The following is a 14706-nucleotide window of genomic DNA, read 5'->3' on the forward strand; positions in this document are numbered from 1 at the left end:
AAGATGGTAGCATAGATTACGTAAAAGGAGCAAATGTTGCAGGTTTTGTAAAAGTTGCAGATGCTATGTTAGCACAAGGTGTTGTTTAATAAAAAAGTATAAATTTTTTAAAAAAGCTTCCTAATTTAGGAAGCTTTTTTAGTTTGTATTACCATTGCCAAGTAGATTTATATTTCTTTCAATTATTTCAAAAATAACAATATCTGGTTTAAAAGTCTCTATCTCTTTTTTATCTATTACATAATTTCTATGGTAGATAATTTCACCAAAACTTTCGTTAAAAAAAGGGATCCATGCATTTGCAAAAGAATCTCTAAACAGGATAGTTTTTAAGGTTTGGCTTTTGTTTTTATAGTGGACTGTTTTTCTGGAGTCTATAATTAATTCTGCTTTAGAAGGTGTTTTCTTTTTTATACTAATTGAAGGTTCTTCAATAGTTAAATTGATCATTTTTGTTAAATCTCCTCTGTTATATACTTTATTAATTAATTCAAAATCGTTTATGCTTACTTTATGTATTGAGAAGTTTTTACTAATAATATCAATAGTGGAAGCATAACCAACATAAGAGCCATAATAATTCCAATGTGTATCTGTTTTTAAATACAACTTATGTTCTTTTTTACTTTCTAAAAGCGGAAAGGATAGATCTATAATTTCAATACCAGCATTTTTTTTAAGCAAAGGTTTTAAAACCTCTAATTTTGTGGGATTTTGATCTAGCTTAAAAGGTAAATATTCTTGATAAACTTTATTTTTATCTGGTGGAATAACGACGTAAAAAGCTATGTTTTTGGAATCAAAATATTTTTTAAGCTTTCCTAAATAATTAACAGTGTTTGCTAATTTTTTTTCTACAAATGGATCGTTTCCAAAACTATTGTTTAAAACGTTGTTGTTATTATTTCCAAGAAAAAACCAGTCTTCTTTTCCTTGAGCAACTCTATTAGGAATTGGATTTTCGTTTAAAACATTAGATTTTATATTAATATAGTTGTTAACTAAAATCGTTTTAAGGCCAAAATTCTCTAAATAATAATTTTTAAACTTACCAATAGAAGTAATTGGATCTTTTAAATTAAGTTTAGGTAAGGATCTGTGTTTTCTGTTTTCATTATTAATGAAACCACTTTCTAAATCTAAGACTTGTACAATATTTGGCAATACTATAGCTGCTAGAAATAGTATTGTTGTTAGTTTATATATTGTTTTGTTATTCATTTAAAATCTAAAATAAATAAAAGGATTGTAAGAATCTGTCGCTATATAGATATAGCTTATAAAAAGTAAAGAAAACAAACCAATTATTTTTAAACTTATTAACACTTTATACTTTATAGATTCTCTATTTAAAGACTTAATATACTCTTTAAACTTTCTATGTACAGGAGTTGAGAAAATTAAAGCTAAAATAAGCACAATAATGGTTTCTTTAGAGAGGTAATAATTTAGATACTCAAAATTAGTAGTTGCATTAAAATTAAACATCATTTTAATGTAATTAAAGGCATCTGTTATGGTGTCGCTTCTAAAAATTGGCCAGGTAATATTTACAGCCAATAAAGTGTAAAAAACAGAAAGGCCTTTACCAGCTTTATTTAATAATTTTTTTAATCCTAATTTTTCAATTACAATAAAAAGACCATGGCTAATTCCCCAAATTATGTATGTCCAACTTGCACCATGCCATAAACCCGTAATAAAAAAAACAATAAATAAGTTTAAATATGTTCTTAGAGTTCCTTTTCTATTACCACCTAAAGAGATGTATAAATAATCTTTAAACCAGCTTGAAAGTGTTATGTGCCAGCGCCTCCAAAACTCTTGTATTGATTTTGAAATATAAGGATAGTTAAAGTTTTCTGGAAAGTTAAAACCAAACATTTTACCTAAACCAATAGCCATATCCGAGTAGCCAGAGAAATCAAAATAGATTTGAAAACTGTAAGCAATTACTCCAAGCCAAGTTATTATAACAGAAGCTTCATTAGCTGGTAAATTAAAGATTCCATCTACTAAAAATGCACAGTTATTGGCAATTATCATTTTTTTTGCTAAACCAATTATAAAACGTTCTACACCTTCTGCAAATAAAGGAAAACTTGTTGTTCTATTTTTTAGTTCTTTTTCAATGTGAGAATAGCGTACAATAGGTCCAGCAATTAGCTGAGGAAATAAAGTAACATAAGTAGCAAAATGTATAAAATTTTTATTCGCTTTTACACTACCTCTGTAAACATCTATGGTATAAGACATGGTTTGAAAAGTGTAAAAACTTATACCTAATGGAAGAACCACATTTGCAAAACGGTTAGCACTAGTAGTTGTAATATTGAAATTTTGTAAGATCTCGACTAGGTTGGAAAAAACAAAGTTTGAGTATTTAAAGTAGACTAAAATAGAGAGATTAAAAAAAAGGGATAGTATTAAGCCTAGTTTTCGTTTTCCAGACAAAATAATAAGTCCGGCTAAATAATCTATTAAAGCAGATAGTATAATTAATACAACTAACTCTTTTTCTCCCCAAGTATAAAAACCAAGACTTAAAACTAGTAAAATTAAATTTTTAGCTCTTTTAGGAGCTAAATAATAGATAAGTAGTGTAAAAGGTAAAAAAAGAAATAAAAAAATAGGACTACTAAATAGCATTGTCTGTCTTAAAATTAACAAAGACCAAAATACAATAAATTATAGTATTTTTGGTTTTTAATAATAGTACTCACAAAGTTTCTTTAAATGCATAAAATAAAATCATTTTTAATCTTACTATTATTAGCCTTTTCACAATTTGTAATTGGGCAAGATTTTTCAGATTCTTGGAAAGGTTATTTTTCGTATTTAGATATTAAGGATGTTTCACAAGGTGAGTCTAAAGTTTTTGGTGCCGCAGAAAATGCTGTTTTTATTTACGATACAGAAACTAATGAAATTGAAAAACTATCCACTATAAACGGGATGTCTGGAGAAACTATTTCTAGTATTCATTATGTAGAAGACAGTAGTTTATTACTTATTGGTTTTGAAAATGGCTTAATCCAAATTTATTTTGAGTCTACTCAAGAAATTAAAACAGTAGTTGATATTTTAGAAAAGTCAACAATACCATCTGTTGATAAAAGGATAAACCACTTTAATATCTATAATGGATTCGCTTATATTTCAACAAATTTTGGCATATCCTTGTATGATATTACTAATCTAGAGTTTGGTGACACCTATTTTATTGGTGCTAATGGTTCTCAAATAAAGATTAATCAATCAACATTATTTGAAGATAAAATATACGCAGCGTCAGAAATGGGAATTTTTTATGCAGATGTAGATAATCCTAATTTAATTGATTTTCAACAATGGACTTCTTTTGCTAATGTAGCTTGGGTTGGTATTCAATCAATAAATCAAAAACTTTTTGCAGCTAGAGGAAATACTATTCTCTATGAAGTAATATCAAACACCATAAGTATAGTTGATGACTATTCTGCACAAATACAAGACCTTAGGGCTTTTGAAGACAAATTAATTGCTACAACATTAAATGAGGTACATGTTTATACCACAGAGCCCTTTTTAGAAATAGGTTTAGCAGTACCAAACGACGAATTTGATACCGAATTTTCATCAGCAATAATTACAGGTAGTGATGAGCTTTTTATAGGAACAAAAAAGGAAGTAAATACTGGTAGTCCTGGTTTTGGAATTTTGAAAACAGCTATTAATGCTATTGAAGACTTCGAAGAAGTACATCCAGACAGTCCTTTATCTAACCTTTTTTTTCAAATTAATAATCAAGCAAACCAAGTTTGGGGAGTTCATGGAGGACATTCTACATCTTATAGTTTTAGTGGCTCTGTAGCAAGAAGTGGCATTAGCCATTTAGTAGAAGACGAATGGCGAAATATTTCTTACGATTCTCTTCTTACTATTAGTACTAGACCATGGTATTTATCTTATATTTCTATTAATCCTTTAAATTCAAACGAAGTATTTATAAGTTCATTTTATTCTGGAGTAGTAGAAACAAAACCAGAATCGTTATTTCTTCATGATCAAAACAATAGTACAGTTATACCATTTGCAGGAAACCTTCATATCTCTACGGCTAGTAACTTTGATACAGCTGGTGATTTGTGGGTTACAGTTGGTAGAATAAGTCCGGAGTTAAATAAATTTTCTAATGGTAGCTGGAACTCTTATAGCTTACAAAGTATTATAGATCCTGGAAGCAGTAACCTAGGTTTTTCTTCTGTTACTTTCGATGCTAATAATAATGCGTTTTTAGGGAGTCATAATTATGGACTTATAGGTTTCAAAGAAAACAATGGGAATCCTATTATGAAGAATATAGATAGTGAAGAAGATAATGTTCCTGCTCCTAGCGTTAAATCTATAGCTATAGATAAACAAAACCAATTATGGTTTAGTACAGATAAAGGAATTAGAGTAATTTTTAATATTGAAGAATTTTTTGAAGACCCTGATTTCAAACCTTCAGAAATTATTGTTTTAGATGATGGTACACCAAGAGAGCTTTTTTTCCAGCAATATGTTACAGATATTGAAGTAGATGGTGCTAATAATAAATGGTTTGGTACATTAGATACAGGTGCTTATTTTTTATCAAGCGATGGTCAAGATACTATTTTCCATTTTACAAAAGACAATTCTCCACTTCCATCTAACGATGTATTAGATATTTCTTTAGACGAAGTTAATGGTATTGTATACATAGCAACAGATAAAGGATTAGTTTCTTTTAATAGTGAAACTTCTATTCCAGATAATAATCTAGGAGAAGCCTTTGTTTTTCCAAATCCAGTTAGACCAAATTTTAATATTAACGATAAAAAAATTAAAATTAAAGGCATAACTGGAAATGTAAATATTAAAATTACAGATATTGAAGGTAATCTTGTTACTGAAGCAGAATCAAGAACAAATACAAAATTTAGCGGTTCTAATCTTGAAGTCGATGGAGGCACTGCATTATGGAACGGCAAAAACATGTCTGGTAAAACAGTTTCTACTGGTGTTTATGTAGTATTAATTTCAGATTTAGATTCTTTTGAAACACAAGTGCTAAAACTAATGATTGTGAGATAATGTTACTGTCGACCAATGCCATAGTTCTCTCTAAACTTAAGTATCGTGATAACGATTTAATAATTAAATGTTATACCCAAAAAGAAGGTATAGTTAGCTATCTATTAAAAGGTGTTTTAAAATCTAAACAAGGCTCAAAAGTTGCGTATTATCAATTATTAACACAACTGCAATTAGTTACAGACTTTAAACCCTCAAGATCACTTCAGTATATAAAAGAAGTAAAAATTAATAACCTTTATTCTAGCTTGCATACCAATGTATTAAAAAGTGCTATTGTTATGTTTTTAGCCGAAGTACTCTCTAGTTCACTTCAAGAAGAAGAACAAAACGATACTTTATTTAATTATATTGAAGCCACTTTATTATGGTTAGATATGCATGATAATTATGCTAATTTTCACTTATTATTTCTTTTAAATTTAACAAAGCATTTAGGGTTTTATCCAGATGTTTCAAAAATAGATGCTCCTTTTTTTAATTTAGAAGCAGGAAAATTTCAAGATGAAATGGAGAGTAGATATTCTATTTCTAATGAAAATTTAACACTCTTAAAACAACTATTAGGCACAACATTTGATACTTTAGAAACAGTTAAAATAAATGCTAAACAAAGACGGTCTTTTTTAAGTCTTATCTTAGTATATTTTGAGTTACATTTGGGGACTTTTAAAAAACCAAAATCATTACAAATATTTAATGACGTTTTTAATTAAAAATAAAAAATATTTTCTAGTTTTATTCATCACTTTATTCTTGTGCTTCTATGCTAAAGCACAAGAAATAGTAGTAATAAATATAAACACCCAAGAACCAATTTCTGGTGTTGCTATTTATAATAAAACAAAATCTAAAAGTGTTGTTACAAACTTCGATGGAGAAGCAAATTTAAATAGTTTTGAAGCTTCAGAAATTATATATTTTAAGCATTTATCTTTCAAACTATTTTCAATTAAAAAAGTATTAATTTCTAATTTTAAAGTAAACCTTAAGCCAAAAGCTCAAGGTTTAGAGGAAATAGTAATTTCTGCCTCTAAATTCAAAGAGAATAAAAGAGACGTTCCAAAAAAAATAACTAGTGTAAGCGCATCAGAAATTGCTTTCGAGAATCCACAAACAAGCGCTGACCTTTTAAAATCTACAGGTCAAGTTTATATTCAAAAAAGTCAATTAGGAGGTGGAAGCCCATTAATAAGAGGCTTCTCGACCAATAGATTACTTTTAACTGTAGATGGTGTTAGAATGAACAATGCTATTTTTAGAGGAGGAAATATACAAAATGTAATATCTATTGATCCATTTTCAATTCAATCTACAGAAGTTTCTTTAGGAGCTGGAAATGTAATTTATGGTAGTGATGCCATTGGTGGAGTAATGAGTTTTTATACAAAAACACCAAAAGTCTCTTTTACAGATTCTACTTTTATTAAAACTAACGCTGTACTTAGGTACGCATCGGCAAGTCAAGAAAAAACGGCACATTTAGATGTTAATTATGGGTTTAAAAAATGGGCATTTATTACTAATGGAAGTTACACAGATTTTGGAGACTTAAGAATGGGAAGTCATGGACCAGAAGACTATTTAAGACCAGAGTTTGTGGTTACAACTAATAATGAAGATTTTATTGTAGAAAATAGTGACCCTAAAATTCAAAAATTTTCGGGTTATAATCAATTTAATATCATGCAAAAAGCAAGATATGAAGCTCAAGAAAACTTAAGTTTCGACTTAGGTGTATTTTACACAGTAACTTCTAACACACCAAGATACGACAGATTAATACGTTACGATGGAGATAATTTGCGTTCTGCAGAATGGTTTTACGGACCACAAAAATGGTTTATGACTAACTTAAATGTAACCAAGCTAAGTAGTAACTCTAATCTTTATGATAAAATTAAAGCAACAGTAGCTTATCAAAATTTTCAAGAAAGTAGAGTAGATCGTAATTTCCAATCTGAGATTAGAAACATAAGAGAAGAAAATGTAGATGCCTTTTCTTTTAATGTAGACTTAGAAAAAAAATTAACTGATAAAACAAAACTTTTTTATGGTTTAGAGTACGTACATAATACTGTAAATTCTGTAGGTTCTCAAGAAAATATTATAACAAATACCAAAGAACCAACAGTATCAAGATATCCAGATGGCTCAACATGGCAATCTGCATCAATTTATACAAGTTTAAAGTACAAACCTAATACTAGTGTAGTATTTCAAACAGGATTGCGTTATAATAATGTTGTATCTAAAGCAGATTTCACAAAAAACAATATATTTCTTAATTTACCTTTTACAGAAGCAAATAACAACTCAAGCGCCTTAACAGGAACAGCAGGAGTAAGTTGGACGCCTAACGAAACGTTCCAATGGAAACTTAATTTATCTTCAGCTTTTAGAGCACCAAATATTGATGATATTGGTAAGGTATTCGATTCTGAACCTGGATCAGTAGTAGTACCTAATAACAATTTAAATCCTGAATATGCTTATGGAGGAGAATTAGGATTAACTATTAATTTTGATGACGTTCTAGTTTTAGATACAGCAACGTATTATACGTATTTAGATAATGCATTAGTAAGAAGAGACGGAGAGTTAAATGGTGAAAATCAAATTTTTTACGATGGAGAATTAAGCAATGTACAGTCTATTCAAAATGCATCAAAATCATGGATTTATGGTCTAGAAATTGGAGCAAAAATAAATTTTAACGAAGCGTTAAAATTAACATCTCAATACAATGTTATTGGTGGAACAGAAGAAACCGATGGTATAGAAGTACCAGTAAGACACATTTCTCCTAATTTTGGTAATACACATTTAGTATGGCAAAACAACACCTTAAAAGCAGATGTTTTTGTTAATTATAACAGCACACTATCATTTAATCAATTGGCACCATCAGAACGAAGTAAAGCGTATTTATATGCCTTAGATAGTGATGGAAATCCATACTCACCATCTTGGTACACTTTAAACTTTAGAACCCAGTATAAAATTAATAAAGAAACTACAATAACTGCCAGCTTAGAAAATATTACAGACCAACGTTATAGAACGTATTCTTCAGGTATCTCTGGATCTGGAAGAAACTTAATCATTGCTTTAAAATACAGTTTATAAAAAAGCGTCATTTAAAAAGCTTTTCTCAAGGTGTTAATTCTAATCTATTATTTCTTTACAGCCTTTTTAGTTATTACACTACCATTCGACAGCTCAATTTGAGCAATATAAATTGAGCTACTTATATTTCCTAAATTATATATTTCCGTATTTTCGCTTCCGCGGAATTTATAAACACTGCGACCTAAAGTATCTAATATTTCAACACTATTAATACTTAAGTTTTTAGAAGCTAACGTAAACTTTACATTATTATTTTGAAGCTCAACAATTGAAATGTTATTTGAATTTAGCTCAAATCCGTTAGTTGTTAAAGTGTTAATTTGAAATACGATTTCAAATCTAGAATTGAAATTACCAGCTTCAGATGTAAAAGTGTAATCCAAAGTAGATAGATTATGGTCAATGTTTAATAGATTATCTTTTAAGTAAACAGTGTTGTTTTCGAAAAAGAGACCTTCAAATTGAGCTATAGATAATGTGTATATTGTTGGTACAGTAATAGTTGTTTCAAAACCAACCGGAATAACTTCATCTATTACTAAACTCTCAGGAGCTTTACCTTGAATAGTAAATCGTTCAGAATTATTTTCAATTTCAGTATACATAACAGCCGCATTTATGTTGTATATACTCGCTTTAACATCATAAGAAGTATTATCTGTTGCGTTAGTTGCACCATCTACGTAAGCGACTAATATCTGATTAAACACACCATTATCTGATGTTAAATTCACCCAAAGTCTATTAGGTGAAACAAGATTATTTTTAAAGAACTGACTGTTACTGGTAACATCTGCTTTTCGATGAGAATTATTAAATGTAGCATTACCATTTGCTAATCCTTGAATAAAGAAACTTTGACCGGAAGGCACAAAATTATTTGGAATTATCATATCTCCTCCTGCAGTATTTCCACTACCATTTGTAATTATTGCATAATCACCTTGAGAGAAATTTGCGCCTTGATTTCCACTTGTGTCTCCATTTACTGGAGTGTTTTGCGACCATAAATAAATAGCTCCTCCAGTTATTGCAGAGTTGTCTGCTAAAAAAGTATTAGTATCTATTGCACTTGGATAAGGATTACCAATTAGGTTCCAATCTTCATCTCCATTTGCTCCATTATAAAAAATGGGTACATCAATAATTCCATTATTAAACTCACCTTCAAAAGTATAAGTGTATTGTGTTCCACTCACAAAACCAACAGGATTGTGCATTGCAGTATAACCAAGACCAGAAATCATTAGGTCTGTGTCTAAACATTGAGTCCAATCATCACCATTATCATCAATACCATCAGAACCTGATATAAAAGTATTTGTATTATCAATTTCAATAAATTCGTCTAGAAAATTTGCAGCATTAAACCAATAGCGTCTCCAAGGATGCGCTGTAGCTAAACAATCTTGAATCATTAAATTATTTATTGGAGAACTCCAATATGTATATTCATAGATGCTATTTAAAGGAGTAGTCATTTTGTTAACTAAAGCAGTTCCGTTAGAAGTTAAGTTAAATAAACTAGTATTGCTATTTTGCACAAATGCACCTTGTGTTTCTACGTGTAATTCACCATCTACTAAAACATTATTTTCAACTTCTACAAAAGTATTATTAGCAACAGTTAATCTATATTCTGGAGTAATACCACTAGAGTTAATTATTAAAGAACAAGCTTGAAAACTTCCTTCTGCACTAGTATTATAACTTCCGTCAATAATTGCCATTTTAGTTAAAGTAGGTAAACCATTAGACCAAGCTGTTCCATTCCAAACCGTATTAGCCATAGATACTTGTGTAGCATTTGTAGCTATCGAACAAACACCAGACTCCGTTACCTCGCAATAAAACTGATATCCATCTAAATTATAACCACTAATAGATAGATCTGTTGTTGTTTCTCCTGTAACTGTTCCAGTATTAAAAGCTGCACTAGTAACATCTAACCATCCAGATGTACCATTATTATATTTCCATTGGTAACTTAAAGTTCCGCCACCACCTGCAGTAACCGAAACATTAACATTCGCAGCATCACAATTATCAATATCTAATGGTTGTACATCTATAGTTGGAAAAGGCGTAATTTCAAAGTCAAAACAATCTGTTATTGTACTTGATAACCAGTCTGTTGGGTTGTATGCCAAAGCAGGAGTTGTAGCTGTATTAGCCCTTGTATAAATATAGCCATCATCATGTCCATCTCCATTAGACCATAAATCTATTGCTGTAACTCCATTAAGCAATACTAATTTATCATAATTGGCAGTTGTAAATCCATTGTAGCCTAAAGCTGAAAGTAAAAACTGATCGTCTAATGTAACATTTGTACAACTTGCACAGTTTGAAGCTTGACTAGTTGTTAAAATTAAAAAAGTATCACCTGCTGCAATAATACCACTTAGCGGATAAGTTCCTCCATTATACGTGGTAGGAAGCGTATTTGCATTCGTTTGATTGTTAGAAAATCCTATAGAGTAACCTGATAAATCAATATTTGATGCTGTAGGATTTAGTAATTGTATATAATGGCATGATCCTAAAGTTTCATCATAAATACCAGAAAACATTAAATCTGTAAATCCAGTAGGAATTCCTCCTCCTCCAGAGCAGCTTCCATTTATTAATGTAAAATCTGTTGAGCTATCTAATGGACAACCAGCTTCTGTTACTGTTATAACTCCTGTTGTAACACCTATTGGCGCTTCTGCTATAATTTGTGTTGCAGTTTGTGACGTTATTGTCGCTGCAGTACCATTAAAGTCTACAGTAGATCCTGCAGTAAAACCAGTACCTGTAATTGTTATGTGCGATAGTTCTGGACCTGTTGTTGGTGTAAAACTTGTAATTGTTTGTGTTGGTGTGCAAGAAGGAGAGGAGCAATTAACAGAAACATCATCAAATCGCCAAGGAGAATTTGTTGTCGATACTTTTTCAAATTGAATCCAGACATTAGTATTTGCTGAATATGCAGATAAATCTACAGTATATTGGTTGTAGGAAGCACTTGGTACATTTGAGTGATCAAAAACAGTAACAGTTGTAAATGGACCTGTTTGACTTGTTGTAGACACATTTATATTGAATGTTTTTGCATTAGTGTTACCAGAGCGTCCAAGATAAAAACTTAAACTTGACGGGTTAGAAATTACATCTGTGGTTAAATAACCATTATTTGCACTAAAGGTTACTGCAGCTGGAGCACTATTATAATTAGCAGCTACGGTACTTCTTATGGCATTAGAAGCCAACCAACCTGTAGGTGCAAAAGTAGTAGAGGTAAAACTTTCTTCTAAACATGGACCACTTGATGTTGTCTCGTTATTAGTTAAAGGTAATGTAGTGTTGTATAATGGACCTCCACTACAAGAACTGTTGTATGAAAATATAAAAATATAATAGACTGTTGTTGGGTTTAATCCTGTTAATGAAAAAGTTGTTGCATTACTAGATTGTAAAACTGTGCCTGAAGCTATAGTATCTCCATTTGTATAAGAAGTGGTGTCAATTGGGTTTGCTCCTAAAGTTGCACTTGTGCTGTAGACTACTAAGTAATTTTCTGCAGTTGGTGAAGATGCGCTAAAGCTTCCGTTAAAACTTGAATTAGTAATATTTGAAAAATTTAATGCTGCTGGTTGTGCAGTTGGAGTTGTACATGGAGCAGAAGAAATACCTTTGATTAATGCATCATCAATTACCCAAGTTTCATTAGCACTATTATTAGTAAGTTCAACTTTTAATCTTAATAATGAAGAACTTGGTAAACCAGATATTGAAAGGTATGAATACCCATCAGTAGTTGCATAACCTCCACTTCCAGGAGCAAATACGCTAGTTGAATTATCACCATCATATGAAGTAGTAGCATTTCCTGTTCCTGCATTTGTACCTGAAAAGCCCCATTTAGCATTCGAATTCCCATTAACTTGCAACTCTTCGGAGTAGGTAGTTCCTCCATCAGTACTTACTGAAATAATTACATTATCACTTGCTTCTGCTCCATTTCCAGAAGTACCTGCAAAAGATGCTAACCTTACTGAAAAAGAGATACTAGTATAGGAACTAGCGTTTACTGAAGCGAATTCTACAATTTGCGAATCATTGTTAACTTCTAAAGCATGAGATCCCGATACATAATTTGGAGTATTTGGAAATGGTCCAATAGCAGAGGTTGTGCTACCTCCAGTATAAGTCATAATTGGAGTTCCTCCATCAAAATCTTGTTGTGCTATTGTTACTTGAGCATTAGAGTAATGAAATGATAGTACTGCTAATAAAAAAAATATTAATGCTATATCTTTTTTCATAAAACAAATTTTTAAATAAAGTTTAAAAGCTTTTATATCGGTTGTTTAACTGATATTTATGGGATAAAGGTATTGAAACACATATAAAGAGACAAAGTTATTCGATAAAGCGCATAAAATAATTCAGAAGCACTAAATCGTATAAACTTGTAATGTTTTTAAAAAAGAAAAAGACCAAACTAATTAAAGTTTGGTCTAAGATTTCTTAAAAAAAATATTTTTATAATTATTTTTTAACAGCTTTTTTGCTAATTACTTGTCCATTACTAAGCTCAATTTGAGCAATATAAATAGCGTTACTTAAATTTGAAAGATTATAAGTTTGGGTGTTTTCGCTTCCGCGGAAATTATAAATCTTACGACCTAAAAGATCTAATATTTCAACTCTTTTAATAGTTAAATCTCCATTGTAAACAAATTTTACATTATCGTTTTGAAGTTCAATAATAGATAAGTTATTACTATTAGTTGTAAAACTATCTGTAGATAAAGTACTTGTGTTAAATACAATTTTAAAACGATCATTAAATTCTCCTTCAGCAGAGGTAAATGTGTAATCGCTGTTAGATAAATCGTGAACTGTATTCATTAATGAATCTTCTAAATAGACTGTATTGTTTGTTAAAAAATAGCCTTCAATTGAGGCTAGGCTAATATTATATATTGTAGGAACATTAATTAATGTTGAAAAGGCTAAAGGCATAACTTCATTTTCATTTAGGCTATTAATACTTTTTCCTTGAATTGCATAAACGTAAGAGTTGTTATTTATGCTAGAGCCAAATACAACAGGAGTATTTGATCCTGAGTTTTTAGCTGCATCAAAATAAGCTCCATCAAAACCATTTGTTGCTGTTGCATTATACCCAACCAATAATTGACTAAATACACCATTATCAGAAGTTAAGTTTAGTCTAAATTTTTCTGTAGCTGAAGTAGGACTTTGTGAAGTTTTAAAAAATTTAGAATTATTATCTCTAACACGCATAGCGTTATTAAATGTAACATTACCCATAGAAGACACTCTATCATCTGTATCTACAAAATTCACGAAAAAACCTTGAGCAGAAGATATTTCTCTTGTAGGAGTAACCATGTCTCCACCTGCAGTTTCTCCCATACCATTAATTACTGCATAATCACCAGAAAAGTTTAAAACTTGATTGCCGTTATTAGTATTACTAGGAGGCGAGTTTTGCGACCACAAATAAATACTTCCATCTAAGGTAGCATTTGGGTTAGAAACAGACCACATGTTTGTAGCAAAAAACAAGTCTACATCTATAGCAGATGGATAAGGATTACCTATAAAGTTCCAGTTATTATCTGGTACAATACTAGAACTATTACTCGCATCATTTCTTACTACAGCAACATCAATATCACCATTGTTTAAAGTGCCTTCAAATATATGGTCAAAATTTGGACCACCAAAAAAACTAATTGATGTAGGAGACATTGTAGCAGCATAACCAACTCCTTGCAACATTAATCCAGAGGCCAACTGCCAATCATCTCCATTATCGTCTATATCATCTAAAATATCTCCAAGTACATATGCAGTAGTAGCATTATTGTTATTAGTTTCAAAAGTTAAATCTGCAAAATTTGCAGCACTAAAGGTAAAGCGTCTATCTGGATTTGCTGTAAAAAGCACATCTTCTACATTTTCGTTGGATACAGGACTACTCCAATAAGTATATTCATACCAATTATTTATAACTGCAGTAGATCTAGTAACTTGTGCAGTATTATCTGTTGCAAAAAAGCTACTTCCTGTATCATCGTAAATTGCTGCATTATCTACCTGTACAAAAGAACCTTTATCTTGAATAAGTATTTGTCCATTATTAATAACGTTTGTAAAAACTTCTACATAATTATTTTCTGCTATGGTTAGGCTAAAACCAGAATTTATTGTTAAGCTGCATGAACTAAAACTACCATTGGTTAAAGTATTATAATTACCTGCTAAACTAGCAGCATCGTTAGAGAGAGGTCCAGTAACATTATCCCAACTAGCACCATCCCAAGTAACAGTATTTGGACATGAAATACATGAATAAGAACAACCTCCAATAGTTATTAAATTTCTATTATTGTTAGTAGTCCAATTTGCACTTGTAGAGACTGCTGCTAATATTAATGCAGAATCTGATGTAAC

Annotated in this window: 7 protein-coding genes; 3 read left to right on the top strand and 4 right to left on the bottom strand. The window is 30.4% G+C overall.

The genetic code is table 11. The features are described 5' to 3' along the window. Positions 1 to 138: 138 nt before the first annotated feature. Together Q0C58_RS03900 and Q0C58_RS03905 are read right to left on the bottom strand one after the other, a co-directional pair. Positions 139 to 1221 (bottom strand): hypothetical protein, encoded by a 1083-nt coding sequence (locus tag Q0C58_RS03900; RefSeq protein ID WP_290697792.1) that lies wholly within the window; start codon positions 1219 to 1221, stop codon positions 139 to 141. Then, the gene (locus Q0C58_RS03905; RefSeq protein ID WP_290697794.1) at positions 1222 to 2649 is read right to left on the bottom strand and encodes an MBOAT family O-acyltransferase; all 1428 of its coding nucleotides are present in this window, start codon (positions 2647 to 2649) and stop codon (positions 1222 to 1224) included. It lies immediately after the preceding gene. Positions 2650 to 2736: 87 nt separating this feature from the next. Between Q0C58_RS03905 and Q0C58_RS03910 the strand changes: the two genes are divergently transcribed. From Q0C58_RS03910 to Q0C58_RS03920, 3 genes are read left to right on the top strand one after another with little or no spacing between them, the layout of a single operon-like run. After that, the gene (locus Q0C58_RS03910; protein ID WP_290697796.1) at positions 2737 to 5100 is read left to right on the top strand and encodes an ABC transporter substrate-binding protein; all 2364 of its coding nucleotides are present in this window, start codon (positions 2737 to 2739) and stop codon (positions 5098 to 5100) included. Further along, positions 5100 to 5816: a DNA repair protein RecO gene (recO, locus tag Q0C58_RS03915; RefSeq protein WP_290697798.1), complete on the top strand. Its 717-nt coding sequence runs from the start codon at positions 5100 to 5102 to the stop codon at positions 5814 to 5816. Before Q0C58_RS03910 ends, recO begins: the two co-directional genes overlap by 1 nt. Then, positions 5800 to 8229, top strand: a complete 2430-nt coding sequence (locus Q0C58_RS03920; protein ID WP_290697801.1) for a TonB-dependent receptor — start codon at positions 5800 to 5802, stop codon at positions 8227 to 8229. Before recO ends, Q0C58_RS03920 begins: the two co-directional genes overlap by 17 nt. Positions 8230 to 8276: 47 nt before the next feature. On the opposite strand, the gene Q0C58_RS03925 is transcribed toward Q0C58_RS03920, so the two are convergent. Both Q0C58_RS03925 and Q0C58_RS03930 read right to left on the bottom strand, forming a co-directional pair. Continuing rightward, positions 8277 to 12542: a hypothetical protein gene (locus Q0C58_RS03925; RefSeq protein WP_290697803.1), complete on the bottom strand. Its 4266-nt coding sequence runs from the start codon at positions 12540 to 12542 to the stop codon at positions 8277 to 8279. A 226-nt stretch (positions 12543 to 12768) separates the two neighbouring features. Beyond that, a partial coding sequence (locus tag Q0C58_RS03930) for a T9SS type A sorting domain-containing protein (protein WP_290697806.1) occupies positions 12769 to 14706 on the bottom strand: 1938 nt, incomplete at its 5' end.

The sequence above is a fragment of the Lacinutrix sp. genome, assembly GCF_023299985.1.
Lineage (GTDB): Bacteria > Bacteroidota > Bacteroidia > Flavobacteriales > Flavobacteriaceae > Lacinutrix.

Coding starts and splice junctions, on each gene's coding strand:
- Q0C58_RS03900 (WP_290697792.1), bottom strand. CDS start 1,221: ATGAATAACAAAACAATATATAAACTAACAACAATACTATTTCTAGCA.
- Q0C58_RS03905 (WP_290697794.1), bottom strand. CDS start 2,649: ATGCTATTTAGTAGTCCTATTTTTTTATTTCTTTTTTTACCTTTTACA.
- Q0C58_RS03910 (WP_290697796.1), top strand. CDS start 2,737: ATGCATAAAATAAAATCATTTTTAATCTTACTATTATTAGCCTTTTCA.
- recO (WP_290697798.1), top strand. CDS start 5,100: ATGTTACTGTCGACCAATGCCATAGTTCTCTCTAAACTTAAGTATCGT.
- Q0C58_RS03920 (WP_290697801.1), top strand. CDS start 5,800: ATGACGTTTTTAATTAAAAATAAAAAATATTTTCTAGTTTTATTCATC.
- Q0C58_RS03925 (WP_290697803.1), bottom strand. CDS start 12,542: ATGAAAAAAGATATAGCATTAATATTTTTTTTATTAGCAGTACTATCA.